This window comes from Gordonia sp. SGD-V-85 (assembly GCF_001456905.1).
GTDB lineage: Bacteria > Actinomycetota > Actinomycetes > Mycobacteriales > Mycobacteriaceae > Gordonia > Gordonia hongkongensis.
Window position 1 is genome coordinate 1 of sequence record NZ_LNQO01000030.1, and the last position, 18,791, is coordinate 18,791.

General features: G+C 68.0%; 18 protein-coding genes and 1 pseudogene. 12 read left to right on the forward strand and 7 right to left on the reverse strand.

The features are described 5' to 3' along the window. From AS181_RS25245 to AS181_RS25525, 6 genes are all read left to right on the forward strand, one after another. Positions 1-297, forward strand: a 297-nt coding sequence (locus AS181_RS25245; protein ID WP_139114261.1) for a hypothetical protein, incomplete at its 5' end; no start/stop codon positions are given. Between the two features lie 335 nt (positions 298-632). Beyond that, positions 633-1,049 (forward strand): hypothetical protein, encoded by a 417-nt coding sequence (locus AS181_RS22800; protein WP_035755709.1) that lies wholly within the window; start codon positions 633-635, stop codon positions 1,047-1,049. A 309-nt stretch (positions 1,050-1,358) separates the two neighbouring features. After that, entirely contained in the window at positions 1,359-1,790 is a 432-nt protein-coding gene (locus AS181_RS22805) for a hypothetical protein (protein WP_139114262.1), read from the forward strand. Positions 1,791-1,815: 25 nt separating this feature from the next. Continuing rightward, positions 1,816-2,205: a PLD nuclease N-terminal domain-containing protein gene (locus tag AS181_RS22810; protein WP_035755728.1), complete on the forward strand. Its 390-nt coding sequence runs from the start codon at positions 1,816-1,818 to the stop codon at positions 2,203-2,205. 288 nt (positions 2,206-2,493) lie between these two features. Next, positions 2,494-4,071 carry a DUF6924 domain-containing protein gene (locus tag AS181_RS22815; RefSeq protein WP_231742674.1) on the forward strand — a complete coding sequence of 526 codons (1,578 nt, stop codon included), beginning with the start codon at positions 2,494-2,496 and terminating at the stop codon, positions 4,069-4,071. 99 nt (positions 4,072-4,170) lie between these two features. Further along, a complete protein-coding gene (locus tag AS181_RS25525; RefSeq protein WP_231381037.1) occupies positions 4,171-4,698 on the forward strand; it encodes a hypothetical protein in 528 nt (175 codons plus the stop codon). Between the two features lie 193 nt (positions 4,699-4,891). On the opposite strand, the gene mobF is transcribed toward AS181_RS25525, so the two are convergent. After that, entirely contained in the window at positions 4,892-11,095 is a 6,204-nt protein-coding gene (mobF, locus tag AS181_RS22825) for a MobF family relaxase (protein WP_231742675.1), read from the reverse strand. Positions 11,096-11,100: 5 nt separating this feature from the next. Then, positions 11,101-11,442 (reverse strand): hypothetical protein, encoded by a 342-nt coding sequence (locus tag AS181_RS24775; protein ID WP_231381004.1) that lies wholly within the window; start codon positions 11,440-11,442, stop codon positions 11,101-11,103. A 331-nt stretch (positions 11,443-11,773) separates the two neighbouring features. On the opposite strand from AS181_RS24775, the gene AS181_RS22835 reads away from it, so the two are divergent. The 3 genes from AS181_RS22835 (at position 11,774) to AS181_RS22845 (ending at position 13,751) form a co-directional block, all read left to right on the forward strand. Next, positions 11,774-12,178: a hypothetical protein gene (locus AS181_RS22835; RefSeq protein WP_139114263.1), complete on the forward strand. Its 405-nt coding sequence runs from the start codon at positions 11,774-11,776 to the stop codon at positions 12,176-12,178. 17 nt (positions 12,179-12,195) lie between these two features. After that, positions 12,196-12,771, forward strand: a complete 576-nt coding sequence (locus tag AS181_RS22840) for a hypothetical protein (RefSeq protein ID WP_035755450.1) — start codon at positions 12,196-12,198, stop codon at positions 12,769-12,771. A 98-nt stretch (positions 12,772-12,869) separates the two neighbouring features. Beyond that, the gene (locus AS181_RS22845) at positions 12,870-13,751 is read left to right on the forward strand and encodes a hypothetical protein (RefSeq protein WP_035755452.1); all 882 of its coding nucleotides are present in this window, start codon (positions 12,870-12,872) and stop codon (positions 13,749-13,751) included. 7 nt (positions 13,752-13,758) lie between these two features. Here AS181_RS22845 and AS181_RS22850 read toward each other — a convergent pair whose 3' ends face one another. From AS181_RS22850 to AS181_RS22870, 5 genes are read right to left on the reverse strand one after another with little or no spacing between them, the layout of a single operon-like run. Next, positions 13,759-14,352, reverse strand: a complete 594-nt coding sequence (locus AS181_RS22850) for a thermonuclease family protein (RefSeq protein ID WP_035755454.1) — start codon at positions 14,350-14,352, stop codon at positions 13,759-13,761. A 43-nt stretch (positions 14,353-14,395) separates the two neighbouring features. Next, a complete protein-coding gene (locus tag AS181_RS22855; protein WP_035755456.1) occupies positions 14,396-14,608 on the reverse strand; it encodes a hypothetical protein in 213 nt (70 codons plus the stop codon). 20 nt (positions 14,609-14,628) lie between these two features. Continuing rightward, complete coding sequence (locus tag AS181_RS22860) at positions 14,629-15,195, reverse strand: DnaB-like helicase N-terminal domain-containing protein (RefSeq protein ID WP_035755458.1); 567 nt, start codon at positions 15,193-15,195, stop codon at positions 14,629-14,631. A 3-nt stretch (positions 15,196-15,198) separates the two neighbouring features. Continuing rightward, positions 15,199-15,618, reverse strand: a complete 420-nt coding sequence (locus AS181_RS22865; RefSeq protein WP_035755459.1) for a hypothetical protein — start codon at positions 15,616-15,618, stop codon at positions 15,199-15,201. Next, the gene (locus AS181_RS22870; RefSeq protein WP_035755461.1) at positions 15,615-16,028 is read right to left on the reverse strand and encodes a hypothetical protein; all 414 of its coding nucleotides are present in this window, start codon (positions 16,026-16,028) and stop codon (positions 15,615-15,617) included. The genes AS181_RS22865 and AS181_RS22870 overlap by 4 nt, the downstream gene beginning before the upstream one ends. Positions 16,029-16,597: 569 nt before the next feature. Here AS181_RS22870 and AS181_RS22875 point away from each other — a divergent pair. The 3 genes and pseudogenes from AS181_RS22875 (at position 16,598) to AS181_RS22885 (ending at position 18,765) form a co-directional block, all read left to right on the forward strand. Then, a complete protein-coding gene (locus tag AS181_RS22875; protein ID WP_035755463.1) occupies positions 16,598-16,978 on the forward strand; it encodes an ArsR/SmtB family transcription factor in 381 nt (126 codons plus the stop codon). Next, the gene (gene arsB / locus AS181_RS22880) at positions 16,975-18,084 is read left to right on the forward strand and encodes an ACR3 family arsenite efflux transporter (RefSeq protein ID WP_035755465.1); all 1,110 of its coding nucleotides are present in this window, start codon (positions 16,975-16,977) and stop codon (positions 18,082-18,084) included. Before AS181_RS22875 ends, arsB begins: the two co-directional genes overlap by 4 nt. Beyond that, positions 18,084-18,765, forward strand: a pseudogene (locus AS181_RS22885) (arsenate reductase ArsC). The gene arsB and the pseudogene AS181_RS22885 overlap by 1 nt, the downstream one beginning before the upstream one ends. Positions 18,766-18,791: the final 26 nt, after the last annotated feature.

An 18,791-nucleotide genomic window follows, 5' to 3' on the forward strand; every position in this document is an offset into this window, starting at 1 on the left:
CGTGAACCTGGCTGGAGTCTGGAACTCAACCCGACACCGGTCATGGTCGAAGAAGCCGGACTCGACCATGCCGCCGACTACATCGCCGTGATGAAGCGCTCCCACCAACACCGAGCAGAGCTCTACCAGGCCGAAAAGGACGCCACCACAGCAGAACCGGGAATCGGGACACTGCTCGCCGACACCCGACCCCCACCAGAGGCAGAACGCACCGAGAACACCGGATCGCAGCCCCCGCCACACGACCCGCTCGATGACGGGACGCAGCCCCAACGCGACCGGGACCTGGACTTGTGAGCGCAACAGGGACGTTCACCGCGCTCAGGCGGAGGCGTTGGCGGGTGCGAGCTCGCTGTCGCACCTCCGATGCGGTTCTCGGCCCGGCCGGCGTGCAGGTTAAGCAGGCCGCCTCGGACCTGACTCGACAAGGGGCAACCGCGCACAAGAACCTGCCACGTCAAGATCGCCTGGCCCCCAGAAGCCCGCCCCGCGGCGGTGACCCACCGGACAGGCGTGGCTCGCCACGCGCGACCAGCGTCGCCGGGCCACCCTGTCCCGGGTTCGTGATAGAAGCGAACCGCCAAACCCGCGCACCCATCACCAGCAACCGATACCGAACAGGACGTGACTTCATGCCTTTGCAAACAGCTCGACTCTCCACCGCCGTCAAGACAATCGTCGCCGGACTTCTCATCACCGCCGGCCTCGCCACTGGCCTCGGCCTCGGTAGTGGGCAAGCGCACGCGAAGATCGATGACGGCCGATATAAGTACCAGCTGGTCATGTACGGCGTCATCCCCTACCCGGAATCCAACGCGCGAGTGATCGGCAACCGTCTGTTCCAAGACATCTACGGCGTCGGGCCGTGGAATGCCACCAACAGCCACATCACCCAGACCCGCAACGGCGGCATCGTCTCGATCGCCGGTGACCCAGTCGCGCACTGGTACTCCCGCATCGAACTACGCAAGACACCACACGGCTACAAAGGTGTTCTGTTCGCTGGCGGCGTCCCCACCGGCGACGTCTACCTACGCAAAGTCCGCTGACCACACAAAGGGTCGCGCAGGAATTGCCTGTGCGACCCTTTGCCGTTCGGTGCGATCGGGCGGACCGGCGCTGCCGGGCGGGCGGTGCTGGCCCGTCCTCCGGCACAGGATCGCCGTGACGACACGCTCCCACCAACACCAAGCGGACACGACCCGCTCGATGACGGGACACAACCCCAACGCGACCCGGACAGGGACCTGTGAGCGCAACAGTGACGTTCACCGCGTTCCTACTGAGGCGTCGACGGGGTGAACCTCCGAGCACTACTTCGCGATGACAAAGGTCGGGGTTATGAAAGGGAATACACGATGATGACGAGGTCGGGGATACGCGCGGGGGTGGCGGGTGCGGCGTTCAGTCTCGCGGTAGCTACCGGTGGGGCGATACTGGCGGGTCCGCCGGCGCAGGCCGCGCGGATCGTCGAGACCTCGCAGCCGGGGGTGGTGGTGATCGAACTCAGCCACGCCGACACCGTGGCCGCCGCCCACCTCGGCGCCGGTCGGGTCATCAATGCCGTTCTGGGCAACGATTACTGGGGTGTCATCCTCGACAACGACTCCCGCTATCGGGCGGGGGCGTACTACCGTCCGGACAAAGCCGCCAGCTGGAATGACGTGACCGGCCACCAGGTCATCTCCGAGGCCGCCGCCCACCCGGGCGGGCGGGTCGTGATCGCGGTCTACGTTGACCGAACCGAGAGCCTGAACGGACATCCGCTGTGGATACAGCAGGTCTGGTGACCGACGTGAAGACAAAGGAGTGGACGTGCCGTATCTCGGGTTGATCTACCTGGTGATCCTGGTAATTGCGCTGATCGACATCATCAAGACTGACGACGCCGCCGTGCGCGGGCTGCCCAAGTTCGCCTGGGTAATCCTGGTGGTGATGCTGCCGTTGGTCGGTGCGTTGGTGTGGCTGGCGGTCGGGCGCCCGGCCGCTGATGAACGCCCACGACGGCAGCATTCGGGTGCGGCCAGCGAGTTCCCGGAATACGACCATCCGGGCCGCTACGTCCCGCGAGATCCTGAGGCAGACCGGGAGTTCCTGCAGCAGTTGCGAGATCGCGCCGAGCAGCAACGTCAGACCGCCCGCGAACAGCAGCAACGCGCCGCCGACCGCACTGACGACGGCGATCAGCCACCGGCCACTTCATAGAGCCTGAAGTCGCGAGCAGGGTGAGGGACGCCGGTTAGGTTGGTGGGTATGACGTCGTGGTCGCAGATTCGGGGTTTGTCTTTCGGCACGATGGGCCGAACGGCCCGTGGCACGGTGTATTCCAGTGACGGGACAGCCAGCTCGGTGTGGTTCGCTCCGCCCACGTCGTGGCGGATGGAGAACGCTGACGGGTCGCCCTCCTATATCGAGAGCGCCACCGATGAGTACGTGTTCGGTGAGGATGGCGTCGCTGTGCACACCGCGAAGCACCCGAACCGCCTTGTCGCAGTGACGGGCGTGTCTCCGACGGTGTTGTTCACCGCGTACCGCAGTTGGACCCCAATGGAGCTGACGGGACGGCCACCTCGGTTCGGTGAGCCGAAGCAGTTGATCGAGGCCGAGGTTCGGGGCCGGCGGGGTTGGCAGGTGGAGTTCGACGATTCCTACGGCGGTCCGTCGATCACGATGGTGCTCGACGCTGAGTTGGGGATCGCGCTCTCATGGAGGCAAGGCGAGCAGTGGGTGCAGATGGAATCGCCGGTGCTCGACGAGGACTTCGACCCCGCGCTGTTCACCTGGGACGGGCCGGCAGTGGAGTTCGAGGCGTACGTCGAGTCACGGGAACAGCTCGAACACCAGCAGAAGATGCAGGAACTGATGGATATGCCGCCGACTCAGGTCGGCTGGTTGCCCATGGACATCAGCGTGTCGCCTGATGACGGCGACCCGTTGTCGGGTGCGCTGGATGTGACGGTGTCCGCCACGGCACCAACACAGTTCGGCATCCGCCGCTGGTTGACCGAGGTAGGCGAGCCCGAAGTTGGATTCACCATGGACCTCTACGCGCCCCGAGGACGCACCACGATCGGGCCGTGGACAGTCGAATTGCGCACCTACAACGCAATTTCCGCAGAGGACGCCGACCGAGTCCTTGCCGAGGTGGTGTTACCTGACCCGCCCGGCAACGTCGATGACATTCGGGACGCCGCCACGGCCCGCCAGGAAGCCGACGACAAGGCTGCGATCGTCTCCGCGTTAGGGATTGGTCGGGACCTCGACGACTACCTGCATAGTCCCTACGGTGTGTCGCTGCTGGTGCGCACCGATTTCAGCGACGACCACCGCTGGCGCGAGCTCGCGCTGGCGGCGATGGCCCCTGTGGACAGCGACATGGACGACGATTCCACTTTCGAGGCGAGGCTGACGTGTATCGACCACCGAGACAACGACGGTCTGACCGTCGAGGCCCTTGTCGAGCGGATCGGTGACGACCCGCCCTACTACGCGTTCATCGCTGACTCGATCTCAATGACCCATCCGGAGATGGCGATCCTGGTGATCGATTGCGGCCGTCCTGATTTCGGCCACGAACCTGGCCGGACCTTCCGCGTCATCCCCGAGCAGGTGCAGTCGGTCGAAAACAACCTGTCAATCTCGAACATGGGCTTTCGTGACTTCGCCGACGCCGTCGACGACGACGGGGTCTTTCGCGGCTTCCCGCCGCCGCGGCCGCATGTGGCGATACTGCAGCGCGACGAACTCATCGCCCTCAGTGCTACCAATCGGTCGACCCCGGCGCTGGCCCGCTTCGCCGAGGAGCTGCCCCACGTCGACTATCCGTCCATGGTCGTCTACGAGACCGCCCGAACGAAGGTTCACGACTCAGTCGCCGCGCTCGACGAGCCGCCCTCCAACGAGCTCCGTGTCGGAGTCGAGGACTACCTGGCTGCAACCGCCCGAGAAGGCCTGTGCCAGCACGGCCATGTGCAGATCCGCGGCGGGCACTGGAGTCTGGTGATCGACCCCGACACAGGGACACTCGAAGCCGCGATGCTCCGGCAATACCAACCACCTACACCGTCCTGAGAAACCCGCACAGTGCCAGCAGCCAGATCGCGACCCGACCTGAACCGCTCGCGGAGAAGCCGCCAGTCCGCGGCCACACGCGGCGATACACTCGCGCGCATGGCGACTTCACGACAGCGGGCGGCGAGGGTCGCAGTCACCCTGCTTGCGGCGGGGGTGATGACGCTCGGGCTCACCTCCTGCGGGCAAAGCACCGAGAACGGGGCCGACACCGCCGATCCGTTCGTGGACTACGAACGATCAGATTCGGTGGAGTGGACGACGCAGATACCAGCGACACAACCCCCTGTCGTGTCGAGTCCGCCGATCACCGGAACAACAAGCCCACCCACCGCACCCACTGCGGCGCCAGCGGGCACCATCTGCGGCTATGTGCCCGCAGAGACCGGGGAGCAACCCGTCATCGTGCTCAACGGACCGATCGACTGCGCCACCGCAATGACCGTGAGCCAGAAGTACTTCGACTCGATCGGCCAGGCCCAGGGCCAAGGCCAGGGCCAGGGCCTGTTTCTCACCGTCGACGGCTGGGCGTGTCAATGGCCGATCGTCGACGGACGCTCACGTGCAGACTCGTATTACACCTGCACCGCGCCCAACCAAGTCGCAGCCGTCCGGATCGGCGAGTGACATCTCAGGATCGATCCTCCGTCGTGACGTAGCGACAGCCAGAGCGCATCCTTCACCCTCAACGATGACGTCATGCGCGCTAACCCGAGGCGATGACGCCACGGCGGTCCGGCGCGACTGCGTGGCGAAGTCGACCGGAAGCCAACCGGATTGCCCCGGGCCGAGTCCAACAGGCGGCCTCAGTGTGGGCGGGCTAGTCGCCGAGGCCGTGATCGTGTCCTCGCTCGCGTCCCTGCGGTAGGTCGTGGACAACAGGCGCAGGTGATGGCGGTGATGCTGTCCGAGAGGTATCCCTGCTGTTCGTCGGCGCGACGACTGCCCGGATCGCGTCTTCGGCGGCGCGGTCTTCCGGGGAGAGGGTGTGGCGACGGTCGAGTTCGGCGCGAGCGTCGGCGATGCCGGTGGCTGCGGTGTCGCGGGCGTCGATAGCCGTCTGATGGAGAAGCCGGGCACGCGCATCGGCCTGCTCGGCGGCATCCAGTTCGCCGGCAAGCGTGGCGGTATCGGTGGCGCGGGCGGTCAGTTCGTCCCACTGATGTTCGGGAACACCGACGTCGCGACGGGTCTGTTCGTGGGCCGCGGCGAGGTACTGATGCTGACGCTCGGCCGCGGCGACCGCCTCGGCGAGGCGCTGGTGGTGCTGGTCGTGCTCGGCGCGTGCTTTGCGGCCGCGTCCGGCTGGCGGCAGTCCCGCCAGCGCAGCGCGGGCCCCCGCGAGGTGTGTAGCCGAGTCGGCGAAAGCACTTCCGGCCGCGCGAGCGGCGGAGATGCGTTCGACGGCGGCGGCGAGGTCGGCGTGGTCGGCGCGCACCCGGGAGGCCCGGTCCGTGGCTGGTCGGCTGGTCCTCAGGTCGTCGACGGCGAGGGTGTGGCGGCGGGTGAGGGTGCGTAGGTGGGCGGTGAGCTGGTCGTCGCTCATGGCGCGGAGTGGGTCCGCGCGCAGCCAGTCGCGCAGTTCGGCATCAACGTCTTCAACGACCGCGGTGGCGGTGGCTTCGGTGGCGGGGTGGGTTGCCGACGGTGTGACCGCGTCGGGTGTGGCGACGGGTCCGGTGGCGGGGGTGGGCATGAGGTAGGTGTCGCGGTGGTGGTGGGCGGTGTGGGTGAGTGCGTGGACGTGGTTGAGGCGGTTGTCGATTCGGTAGATGCGGGTGGTGAGGTCGGCGCGGCGAGCACGGAGGTCGGCGAGGTTGAGTTCGTCGAGTTCGCTGGCTTGCAGGCGCATGAGTTCGACGTCGGTGTCGGTGACGCGGACACCACCGGATTCGGCGATCGCTTCCTCGAGGCGGGTGTTGGCGTCGGCGTAGACGGCGGCGAGGGCGTCGCGGTCGGCGACCGCGGCGGTGATGCGCCAATCCAGAGCGGTGGCGTCGGCCTCGGCCCGTAGCGCGGCGAGGTCGGGGGCCTCGTCGTCGCTGAGGGGGTCGAGGTCGGTGGTGTCGGCGGCGCGCAGTTGAGCGGCGGTGCGGCGCAGTTCGGTTGCCTGGTTGGTGAGATCTTCGATGAGTTGTTCGGCGACCATCAGGTCGTGGTGGTGGCCGGCGGTGTCGGCGGCCGCCGCGAACTGGTGATCGGCCGCGGCCCGCAACGCGAGCACGTGCGGGGCCATGGCTTGCTGGTGTGCGCTGGTGCCGGCGTTGATCGCCTCGCGCAGCTCCGCCATGTTCGTGCCGAGTTCGGCAAGCTGAGCGGTCAGTTCATAACGCAGCGCAATGCATTCGGCGAGGTCGGACGGTGCGGCGAAACGATCCGGTGCGGCGACCACGTCGGCGGCGAAGTCGTCGAAGTCGAGGTCCTCGTAGCGGTCCAACTCGGCGACGTCGAGGTCGTCGACGCCAGGTTCGGGCGGTGGTTCGGTGGCGGTGAGCGCGGCGAGGTAGTCCTCGTCGACGGCGGCGAGCTCGTGGTCGGCGTCGACGGCGGGCTGGCCGGTGAGGGTATCGGCCCAGGGGTCGGACAGACCGGCGGCTTCGGCTGCTGCTTCGGCGGCGGCCTCGTCTTCGGGGGTGGGGGGAGCCTCGGGCGGCGGGGTGAGGTCGGTGGCGTGGCTGCTGTGGGTGACGAGCAGTTCGACTCGCCAGGTGAGCAGGCGGGCGTACTCGTCGAGGCGGACGGTGTGGCCGTCGTCGGCGGCGCCGTGGTGGAGCAGGGTGTCGGCGAGGTCGAGCAGCTCGTGGGGGGTCCACTGGGCAGGGTCGGCGGCGCTGACCGCGGCCACGAGTGCGGGCCAGGCCCGGTCGGTGAGGATCGCGTCGGCGGCGCGGTCCCCGACGATCCCGACGAGGTGGTCGGCCCAGTCGGGCCGCAGTCCGGTGTTGGTGGCTTCGGCTGCGGCGGGAGCCAACTGTCCGGACAGGCGCCACCACAGGGCAGCAGCGGGCATTTCGGTGGGCAGCGGGTTGTCGGCGATGGCGTCGCGGGCCAGGGCGTCGACGTCCAGGCCGGCGCGGGCGGCCAGTGACAGGTGGTCGGCGAGTTCGGGCCAGTACGGGTCGGCGAGGAGGTGAGGGTCGAGGTCGCGGGCGAGGTCGGCGTAGCGGGCGGCCTCGGCGGTGGTGGTGATGAGCGCGTCGGCACGCTCGGTCAATGCCGCGTGACGCCGCGCCAGGGCGATGGAGTCCGGGCGCGGACCGGCGGGACGCCGGTCGGTGTCGTCGACACCGCGGGCGGCACGGAACACGGCGAGTTCGGCGACGAGCTCGCGGCCGCGCTCGGGGTCAGCCAGCAGCAGCGGACGCGCCCACATCGGAGCGGTGGTGGTGTCCCAGGCGGTGGCGCGTTCGGTGACGGCGGCCGCGAGGTCGGTGACAAGGGCGTCGCGGCGGGTGAGGTAGGGCGTCCACTGGGGGTCGTCGAATCCAGCGGGGATGCGGGCCAGCCAGGGCAGGGGCCCGCCCCCGGCGGAGTGTTGCTGGGTGGGGTCCAGTCGCCAGTCGAGCACGGCGGCAGGGTCGGCGGCGGTGGCCAGTTCGCGGTGGGTGATCGCGGCCTGTAGGCGCGCGATCGGGTCGTCGCCACCGAGGGCCAGCGTCGCGAGGTGGGTGCGCAGGGTGGGCCAGGCCGCGCACGCGGTGAGCGTGCCTGCGGGGGTGCCGGTGTGGGTGCTGTAGAGGGCGTCGGCGTCGTGTTCGAGGTCGCGCAGCGCCTTTGCGCCGAGAGCGTGTTCGGCGGCGGCACCGAGGGCGTGGTCGTAGGCGGCCGCGGCGCGGGCCAGGCGCCGGAACGGGTCGGCGGCTTCGCGTTGGGCGGTGGTCGCCGATTGTTGGGTGCCGTCGCGGCCGAGGATCGCGGCCAGGGTTTCCAGCCCGGTCTGGGGGTGGCGGGCTTTGGGGGTGGTGGCGTTGTGCGGGTCGGTTTCGGTGGTGGGCAGGTAGATGTGGTTGCCGTGGCGGCCGCGGGTCATCGCGACGTAGAGCAGTTGGCGGTCCAGGGCGTCGGAGCCGATGACGTGGCAGGTGTCGGTGGTCATGCCCTGGGCGGCGTGGATGGTGGAGGCGTAGCCGAGGGTGGTGTGTTCGGCGACGTAGTCAGCGGGTAGCTGCACGTGCCGGTTGAGGTCGAGATGCTGGGCGGTCAGGGTGCCGTCGGCGCCGATGTGGGTGACCCGCCACCGGTCGCCGTTACGCACCCAGTCGGTGGCCGACACGCGTAGATCGCGGCGGTTGCTGCGGGTGCTGATGATGTCGCCGACGCTGGCCGACAACCCATCAGACAGCCGCAGTTCCGGCCCGTGCAGGTGTGGGTCGATGGCGGCGAGACGGTCGGCGCGGGCGCGTTCGTTCAGCGCGTTGACGGTGTCGCGGGTGGCGGCGAGCATGACGGTGTCGCGTCCGGCGGCGCGGTCACCCAACCAGGCCCGATAGGCGTCGTCGGTGGCCACGGCGTCGGACTCGACATGGATGCGCCCGTGGTCGGCATAGAAGCCGAGCGCGGCGGGGTCGCCGTCGCGCAGGGCCAGCGACGCCGCACCTTCGGCGGCGTCGGAGAACCGCACGACCTGACTCAGGGTGAGCGCGCCGGTTTCGTGGGCGACGTCGCGCAGCACACCGCCGGCCGAGATGGAGGCGAGCTGTTGGTCGTCGCCGACCAGACGCACACTGCCGCCGCGCGCGGCCACGCACCGGATCACCTCATCGAGGTCGGCCGTGGAGGCCATTCCGGCCTCGTCGACGACGACGAGGGTGTCGGGTCCGATGCGGGTGAACCAGTCCGGTTCCTTGGGCGCGACGTAGGCGGGGTCGGCCAGCTTCGCTCTCGCTGCGGCCACCTGCGCGGCGAGCTCAGGGTTGCCGACGGTGCGTGAGTGCGGGGTCGCGGCCAGGGCGCGGTCACGGCTGGCGTGGGCGAGTTGGACGAGCTTGGCGGCAGTGTCGGTGGTGGTGTCGAGTTCCTCGCGCAGCACCGCGGCCGCGGCGGCGGTGGGGGCCAGTCCGATGAGGGTTCCGCCGCTGTCTGTCCACGCCCGGGCGAGGGTGCGCATGGCGGTGGTCTTACCCGTCCCGGCCGGGGCCAGCACCAGTTGCACGCGGCGCCCGGAGGTCGCCAGTTCGCGGACCATGGCGGCTTGGCCGGCGTTGAGTTCGCGGCCGTTGGCGGCTTGCTCGAGCAACGCGATCTCGACGGTCGTCTCGTCGAGACGGCGGCCGTCGGAGCGCTTGGCGGCAGCCACAATCCGGTGCTCGGCGGCGAGGATGTCGGTGCTGGTGTGCAGGGCGACATCGTGACGCACGAACACTGATTCGCCGTTCGCGCGGCGCAGCACTTCGGGTTCGTTGAGGTCGCCGTCGAGGGCATCAGACGACACCGCGACGCTGGTGTCGGCGGTCAGTGCAGTGTCGACGATGCGCTCCACGGCGGCAGCGAGTTCGTCGGTGTCGGTGATGCCCGCGAAGTCGCGTGCACGCAGTTGACGTTCGGCTTCGGCGCGTAGATGCGGACGCTGCCAGCGGGCGCGCGTGGCCGAGATGTTCTCGATGCAATTGGCGGCGAGCTCGGTGCACAACTCGTCGGTGAACTCTGGATGCTCACGGGTGCGGGAGCGGGGATGGGTGGCCTCGTGCACGAGGTTGCTGATCGCGCGGTCGCTGCCGAGGACGCGGCGTGCTTGGTCGCGCCAGGCGTGGCGCTGCTCGGCATAGGAGCGGGGTTCGTGTTTGGCGTCGCGGGTGTCCAGGGTGGCTTGTTGGGCCAGATCGAACGCCTCACCGGTGGTGGGTTCGCGGCCATGATTGTCGTAGAACTGCTTGGACAACTCACCGATACGGTCTTCGATCGCCGCGCGCCGCGACGACCACTGGGCCATCAGTTCGGTGTCGACTCCGTCGATCTCTCGGACCGGTCGTTTGCGGGCATCGGCCTGTTGGCGTTCGCTGAACGACACCCCAAGGTCACGCTGGAGGTACAGCTCGATGCGCGAGTTGTAGACCTCCGAGGCCGACACGGTGGCCTTGAACAACGGGGTGCCATCCAGGGCCATCCAGCGGGTGACCCCGGCGGCGTCACGTACCCGCACCTTGTTGGAGATGGCGACGTGGGTGTGCAGGTCCGGGTCACCGGCGCGGGAGTCGCGGTGTGTGAACGCTGCGGCGATCAGACCGTCGGTGTCGACCTGAGCGATGCCGTCGGTTCCCAACCGCGACAGGCACGCTTCGCGTTCGATGAACGCCAGTGCATCGGCGACCGCCTGACGGTGGGCGGCCTCGATCTTCTCGGCCATCGGCAGCGGCGCAACCGCCCACAACGCCGACACCGATTTCACCGGAGAGAACGTCATGTCGTAACCGGCAACCGCCGACTGACGCCGACGGCTTTCCTGCGCGATGAACCCCGACAGCTCGCGCGAATCCCGCGGCGGGCGACGGTAGGTTTTCGTGAATCGCTCGCGGCCCAACTCGGTGCGCAACGCCGCCCGGGTGTCGTCGTCGATGACAGCATCCCACCGCTCGCCGCGGGCGAGGTTGTGGTCGCGGAACACCACCGCGAGTTCCTGTAGAAACTCCGGGAATTCGTTGTAGACGGCGTAGGCGTTGCCCAGTTTCGTCGCCGCCAACGCCTGGGCAGCGCGGCAGTCCGAGGAGGCCACGGCGTGCTGCTCGATCGCGGTGGCGTTGGGGTGGCGACCCTCACCGAACAGGGCCTTCATCTGCGCCGCCGACACCATCGACCCCGCCTCGACGGTGCGCGCCTCGGCGAGCTCATCAGCGACGTCCAAACCCGATCCGACGTCGGCCAATCCGGCCAGCCCGGACCCGATCCACTGCCCCGGCGAGTCGCCTTTGGCGCTGTAATAGTCGGCGAGTGAGACCCGGCCTTTGTCGGTGGCGTCCATCGCCGCAACGGATTTCGTCAGGTACTCATACCCGTCGCCGGCGGTCAGTTTGTGGATGGTCGCGGTCACTCAGGTCACCGCCGGAATGGGCGCAGCTCGTTGGTACGGGCCACCGCGTGGACGCTGGCGTGGTGGGCCCGGACCAGCTCGGTGATGACTCCGCTGGCGACCTCGTCGCCGCCCTCGATCCGCGCGGTCAACCCCGCGAGGAGTTCGGCTGTGGCGGTGGGGGAGTCCAGCACCTGGGCCACCGCATCCTGGGCGGTCATCCCGGTCGCTGCGGGCCGGTCGTGGCGGCGGACCCAGGCCGCGCGACGGCAGTCTGTCGAGCACCAGCGCCGCGGCCGACCGCGCCGCGGCGCGCCGTCTCCGGGCAGCACGCCACCGCAGTGATCGCACGTCCCGGCAGCGGCCATGGCTGCATTCTGGCACATTAATTTCGTCGGACGAATCCAGAATGCAAGAGGTGTGTGGGAGTTAAAGGGTTTCGGGGTTCGTGGGGTGAGGTGCTAGGTGAGGGGTGATCGGGGGTGTTGGTGCAGGTGAGGGCGTGGACGAACGGAATGGAGAGGCGGGAAACGAGGGCGAGGGAAAGAGGAGGGACGGTGAAATGCTCACGGAGAAGCCGCGTGTGGCGGTGGCGAGGGGGCGTTGGCCGGCGTTATCGTGTCGGGTATGCCGTCGAACAATTCAAAACTCACTGCCAGTCAGGCGCGCGCTGCTGCGCGCAAACGAACGCTCGCCACGTTGGAGACGCGGAGAGCCGAGGAACGCGAGAAACTCGAACGCAGACTCGCCGCTGAGGTGCGGGTGATGGAAGCCAACGAGGCCAACATCGCCGAGTTCCTGCAAGCCGACTCCGAACTCGCCGCTGCCGAAGCAGAACTGCGAGTGATCACCGAGCGGTCAGCGAAGGCGAAAGCCACCGCACTTGCCGCGATCGCCGAGCGAGTAGGAAGTGTTAGTGGCGCGGCCGATCTCGTGGAGATCAGCGCAGCCAAAGCCAAGACGCTGCTGCGCGAGGCGGGCCTGTCCGTCGGAACGAAAAAGGCCGCCTCGAGCCAGGAGTCGACACCGGCCCCGGCCACTCCGGACGCGGCCACCGATGAGGGCCGCACCGAGCCATCCGATCCCGCGGTGATGTCGGCCTAGCGTTCTACGGTTCGGCCATGAGTGTCGACCCTGACCACGATCAACTCGGCCTATTCGCGGTGCCGGCCACCGACCTGACGGTCGGCACCGCGACACCGTCGCCGGGTGTGGTCACCGACCCAACGCTGATGCCCGATACCCGCGCCGAGCGACACTTCTGGCAGCACGTCGTCCTCACACCGCGCGGCTGCTGGTACTGGATCGGCGCGGTCAGCTCGCCAGACGGGTACGGCCGATTCACCTTCCGCCGCAACAACCGTCAACGGGCCATCAGCGCGCACCGTTTCGCGCTGCTGCTGGTGCACCCCGACCTCGGTGCCGACGCCGCCGACATCGGCGAGCACTACTGCAACGAACCACTGTGCGTGCGCGTCGATTCCGCACACGTGCGCATCGGCACCCAGACCAACAACCTCACCTACGCCGTCGGCCTCGGCCGCCACCGCGGATCACGACCAACCACCGCCATCGACCGCGCCGCACGCTCGATCATGCTGCGCACCTACCTACGCGACGGCGGCGACCCCGAACAGGCACACCGACTGTTCCAACCCGTGCCGTCCACACCCGCCGACCAACTCGGCCTGTTCTGAAAGCAAGACCGCCTTGTGTTAGTGCCCGGCGGCGCTCACGCGACGGGGCCGTTACCGCGTTGCGCTGTCATCCGTCCCGAGGCCAGAAGGAGACTCCCATGCTCGACCTCGAAACCACGAACTCGCCGATCGTGAGCGGGCGTTGGTGGTTCAACGCGTCGCGTGTGGGGGCGCTTCTGATCGCCGCCGGAGCGTACGCGTCCGCGTTCGGCGACGGGATCTCCACAGCGATCGCTCGCTACGGGGACGGCGCGTCCACGCATCCGTTCTCGTGGTCTGGGGAAGTGCTGTCGTGGGCGTGGCTTGTCGTCGCTGTGAGTGTGTTCGGCGGCCTCAGTTGGCTGATCCTTCGCGAACTCACCACGAGGCCGTGGTGGTCGTGGCCGCAGTGGACTCGCCGCCCTCCGCTGTCGCGCTCGACCTACGTGGCGTGCGTGAGCGTGTACGTGCTGAGCGTGTACGCCGCTCTGGGTCTCAGTTGGCTTGTCGAGCTGGCTGTGCCTGGACCCGCCGTCGACGGTGCGACCACGGTCTCGCAGCGTCCGTTGGCGGCGCAAGTGATTGCGGGCCTGCGGGCCGGGTTCGGTGAGGAAGTGTTCGTGGTCGCGGTGCCGATCGCGGCGCTGGCGATGTGGCTGCCGTCGACTCGCGCGGGTTTGGTCGCGGCGCTGTGTGTGCTAGTTCCGATGCGGCTGGCCTATCACGTGTACTACGGGGTCGGCCTCTGGGTGAGCATGGCCCTGTGGGCAGTGGTGTCGGCGTACATGATCTGGCGGTGGCGCGACTACCGGCTCGTGATCGGGTTCGCGCTGGCTCACGCGGCATACAACATCTGCGAGGGCTATGCGTTGGCTTTCTGGGGGTTAGTTGGTGTTGCTGCGGCGAGCGTGATCGCGCTCGCTGTGACCCATCGCGTGCGGACCGGACGGTGGATCACGATGGCACCGCCGCTGCGGGCGCCCACCCCTGTGCGCGCCTGAGGATCGGCTATCGCGGGCACTGGCCCCAGACACCGGCTCGGGCTGCCTGGGCGTCGCGCTGGGCGTCAGCGAGGGCGTCGGCGTGGCGGCCGGGTTGGTGGTTGTAGACGTAGGTGCGTGCCCACCCCTCGGCGACGAGTGTGTGGTTGAGCATCGTGTCGCCGATCCAGACGTAGGCCAGGGCGCGGCCGTAGCGGTCGGTGTGGTCTTGGGTGGGGTCGTACTCGAGACGCACGGCGGCGCCGGGGGCGGCGAGCACACGAGTGCGGTCACTGGCTTGCGGGCCGCACGGCTGGACCGGGGTGTGGGGTTTGCGGACCTCGGGGGTGTCGATGCCGAGCAACCGGACGGTGAGCGCGGGATCGGTGTCGGTGGAGACGACGATCGTGTCGCCGTCGACGACACGGGTGACTACTGCGGGCATGGTGTCGCCTGAGGGTCGCGACGGCTCGGCAACAGTGGTCGCCCGTGTCCACAGGTCGGCGGGCGCGGGTAGGGCGTCGACGACGCCACTAAGGGCTACGACTGCTGCCACGACGAGCGCGGCGAGTACCGCGAGGCGCAGCACGGTGCGGGAGACGAAACGGGCGAGGATGCGCATGGGGCGGGCTCCGAACGACGTCGAGCGAGGGCGGTCGGATGGGTCAGTCGAACAGCGACATTTGCTGTTCGGCGGCGGCGGCGTCGGTGCGGTCGATGTAGGTCTGCGCCCAGTCCTTGACCACCGCGACGGGTTCGTCGAGTGCGGCGGCGACTTGGTCCCAGGTGAGGTTGTCGACGTGGCGCAGGGTGTAGGCGTCGACGTGGAGCTTGGCCAGATCGGCGGCCGGGTAACGGGTATCGGTGTCGGTGGGCATGGCGGTGTCCTTTCGGTGTGTCAGTTCGGGCGCAGGGAGGCCAGGCGGGTGCGGTGCTCGCGCAGTGCGATGCCGTGGGCGCACATGTAGTCCCACAGTTCGGCTTCGGGGAGGTGGTCGGCGGCGTGGGTGATGCCGTCTCCGGCGGCGCGGTAGCGGCGGCGGTAGGCATCGGCGACGACCATCGCCGCGTAGTGGCGGGCCTGGATGCCGTCGGCGCCGGCGGAGGTCGCCGCGACGAGCGCACGGGTGAGGTGCTCGGCGCCGAGGGTGGCCGCACGTCCCTGGCGGCGTAGTTCGTGGGCGACGGTGGTGGCGTCGTGCGCGCGGTGGGCGCCGTCGGCGATGAGTTCGGCGATGATCGTGAACAGTGCTCCGTGGGCGGGTACGTAGAAGTCCTCGGCGCGGACCAGGCCGACGATGTCGGCGAGGTCGTCGTGGTGGGCGGGTGTGGCCCACAGCAGCGCCGAGAGCAGCAGGACCTCGGCGTGGCCGGTGTCGCTGGCCCACCCGTGGCCATCGGTGAGTGCCACGGCGTCGTGGTCGGCGGCGCTCGCCGACGGGTCGGGTGGGGTCTCGGCGGGCATGGGTCAGATCACCTGGTGACGTCGTTCGGGGTCGCCGCGGCCGTCGTAGTCGTCGGTGAGGTTGCTGTGCTCTCGGCGGGCGCGCTCGGCCAGTTCGAGGGCCTGGTCGAGCAGGTGGGGAAGCACAGCGACCTCAGCGTCCCGGGTGGACACTTCCACGAGCGGGCAGCAGGCGAAGTCACCGTCTTCGTAGACGGCGATGACGATCGGGTGGACGGGCGGGCGGCGCGGGTTGCTCGGCGCGAAGACACCGGCGCCGTTGTCGATGAGTGCCTGCCAGTCGTTGTCGATCATCACCACGGCATCGCGCGTGCGGGTGTAGGCGAGGTGCCCGCTGCGCTTCGGGCCGAAGGTGGTGTAGGTGAACACCAACCCGGTGGCGGCCGTGATGTCGGCGAGAGCGGCGTCGAGGGTGTAGGTCATCGCAGCCGCCGTTCGGCGCGGGCCTCGAGGGCGGCGAGCATGGCGGTGTCGTCCTGGGCGGCGAGCGCGGCCTCTTCGGCAGCGCCGATCTCGCAGTCCGGTGCGTGCGGATCGCTGAAGTGTTCCCCGCACCTCTGGCAGCAGTCCGAATGGATGTTGGCCATGGTGATCTGGATGACGCCCTCGTCGAAGTTGGCCACGTAGGTGAGGCCGTCAGGGACGGCGATGGAGACGACGAGATCGCCCTCGACGTCGGCGAGTGTGGCCTGCACCTGGGGTGCGGCGGTGTCGGCGGGATCCGCTGCGGCTTGGGTTGCCCACAGTGAGGCGTTGTCGGCGGCGATCGCGAGGCCACCGAAGGTCCACTGGGTGTGGTCGTTGGTGGCGGCGGTGGTGGATGGACGGCTCATCCTGGTTCTCCTTGTTCGGCGTTGCGGAGTTGGGTGTCGTCGACGGCAAGTGCGACACCCGGTGGGGGGGCTTGCGGGTCAGGCCGCGGTGGCTGGCGGAGAGGCAATATTCGCCGGTGCGATATTGGTCATTGGCCTCACCATCATTACTCGATGATACATCGTATTTCATTGTTAGGCAACTGTTTTCACACATCGTGTGTCGATTTATGTTCAGTCGCAACGTCGTTCGCTCGACATCAGATCCACACTTCTTTGGCGTCCGGTCGGGTTTGGCCTTTCCTGATATTTGGCCGCTTGTGCGCGCTGGCCGGATGTGGCAGGAGCGGAGAGCGGCCCGGTGCCGCGATGGGAGCGCAGCGCGTGGCGGCGGGTCGGTCGGAGTCTCTTGCCGCGCAGGTCAGGGCGTAGAACAATCGGCGGGTCAGGAACGGCGTTCTTCGCGGCGGCCGCGGTCGTTGCCACGCCTCGGGCGGGAGGTGGGCGCCGCGCGAGGGGCGGCGTCGGCGCGGTTCGCGTTCAGCCGATGTTCATTTGTTCGGTGGTTTGAGGTCTGTCAATATAGACGTATGTCGAAACAGAAGGTGTTGCCTGTCGTGGCAGGCGAGGCGTGTTGCACGCCGTTGGTGCAGGAACCGCTCAGTGCCGATGCGACAGTGGAGCTCGCGCGCATGTTCAAGGCAATGGGTGATCCGGTGCGGCTGCGGTTGCTGAGCTTGGTGGCCAGCCATGCCGGCGGGGAGGCCTGCGTGTGTGACATCTCGGAATCGTTCGATCTGTCCCAACCCACCATTTCCCATCATCTGAAGGTGTTGCGGCAGGCGGGGTTGCTGGACTGCGAGCGCCGGGGAACGTGGGTGTATTACTGGGTCATTCCTGCTGCGTTGCAGCACCTTTCGTCGATTCTGAGTTCAGCGGATCCCACCGCAGACACGTTGGTGACCGCGTGAGTACCGCTACGAACACACCAGAGCATCCCGCGGTCGTCGGCAAGCTCTCCACCCTCGACCGGTTCTTGCCGGTGTGGATCGGGGTGGCCATGGTCGCCGGGTTACTCCTGGGCCGGCTGATTCCCGGCCTGAACGATGCGCTCTCGGCCATCTCGCTCGATGGTGTCTCACTGCCCATCGCGATCGGCCTGCTGATCATGATGTATCCCGTACTGGCGAAGGTTCGCTACGACCGCCTCGACACCGTGACCGGGGACAAGCGCCTGCTCATCGGGTCGCTGGTTCTCAACTGGGTTGTCGGCCCGGCGTTGATGTTCGCGCTGGCCTGGATCTTCCTGGCCGACCTGCCCGAGTACCGCACCGGGTTGATCATCGTCGGGTTGGCACGGTGCATCGCGATGGTCATCATCTGGAACGACCTGGCCTGCGGCGACCGTGAAGCAGCGGCCGTGTTGGTGGCGATCAACTCGGTGTTCCAGGTCGTGATGTTCGCGGTCCTGGGCTGGTTCTACCTCTCGGTGCTGCCGGGCTGGCTGGGACTGGAACAGACAACGATCGACGCCTCGCCGTGGCAGATCGCAAAATCGGTGCTGATCTTCCTGGGTATCCCACTGGTCGCCGGGTTCCTATCCCGGTATCTGGGGGAGCGGAGCAAGGGACGCGACTGGTATGAGTCGAAGTTCATTCCCAGAATCAGTCCGTGGGCGTTGTACGGGTTGCTGTTCACCATCGTGATTCTCTTTGCCCTGCAAGGTGATCAGATCACGTCGCAACCCCTCGACGTGGTCCGGATCGCAATTCCGTTGCTGGTGTACTTCGCCGTGATGTGGGGCGGCGGGTACGCGTTCGGCGCTGCCATGAAACTCGGGTATGAACGCACCACCACGCTGGCGTTCACCGCCGCGGGCAACAACTTCGAACTGGCCATAGCGGTCGCGATCGCAACGTATGGGGCCACCTCGGGCCAAGCCCTGGCCGGGGTGGTGGGGCCGCTGATCGAGGTGCCGGTCCTCGTGGGATTGGTGTACGTCTCGCTGGCGTTGCGTAAGCGCTTCACCGCCCCACAATCGACAGCTCAGCCGAGCTCGGTCACGGAGGCACGGTGATGGACGACTCGACCCTGGATCAGCGCCTGGCGGCAGGGGAGCATCGCGCACAGCCCGAACTGCTCATGCCCCACGTCGTGCTCAGTCGGATTGCCGCGGACTTGGCCGCAAAGTACGAGGGTGTGGTGTCGCGGCAAACGGTGGAGCGCTGCGTTTTCGAGTCGTATGCGGCACTGCGCCGCACCTCGCGGGTACAGGCGCATCTGACCTCGTTGGCGAGCCGGTTCGCTGCCGACCGGTTGCGTGCACTGGCGCAATCCGACGGGGCGATCGCCAAAGACGTGCCCGAGGTGTTGTTCGTGTGTGTGCACAATGCCGGCCGGTCGCAGATGGCCGCAGGTCTGTTGACCCACCGGGCCGGGCCGCGTCCATGTCCGATCGGCGGGTTCAGCGCCGGTCCATTCGATCAACCCCACCGTGGTCGAGGCGATGACCGAGATCGGGATCGACCTGGGCAACGACTTCCCCAAACCGCTGACCGACGATGTCGTCGCCGCCGCCGATGTCGTGGTGTCGATGGGTTGCGGTGATGCGTGCCCCATCTATCCGGGCAAGCGGTACCTCGACTGGACAGTCACCGATCCCGAAGGCCTGCCGTTGGATCGGGTGCGCGCAATTCGCGACGACCTCGACACCCGCGTTCAACGGTTGCTCGACGAGCTCGCCCCTCACCCCGCATAACCCCGTCACACCGAAAAGGAAGCTGC